1 pseudogene is annotated in these 228 nt (G+C 68.9%); it reads right to left on the bottom strand.

What is annotated here, in order from left to right:
* A pseudogene (gene fusA / locus IO20_RS37335) lies at positions 1 to 228 on the bottom strand (elongation factor G); the annotation flags it as partial.

Genomic DNA, 228 nt, shown 5'->3' with positions numbered 1-228 from the left:
GAAGGTGAGCTTGCCGAGGTGCGGGTCGCTCGCGATCTTGAACGCGAGGGCCGACAGCGGCTCGTCGTCGGACGGCTTGCGCCGCACGATCTCCTCCGCGTCCTTGACGCTGTGGCCCTCGATGGCCTCGACGTCCAGGGGGGAGGGGAGGTAGCGGACGACGGCGTCGAGCAGGGGCTGGACGCCCTTGTTCTTGAACGCGGTGCCACAGAAGACGGGGGTGACCGT

It is taken from the genome of Streptomyces exfoliatus (assembly GCF_000725545.1).
Taxonomy (GTDB): Bacteria; Actinomycetota; Actinomycetes; order Streptomycetales; family Streptomycetaceae; genus Streptomyces; species Streptomyces exfoliatus.
The sequence above is the reverse complement of the archived record's forward strand: the minus strand, read 5'-3'. Positions and strand labels throughout refer to the sequence as shown.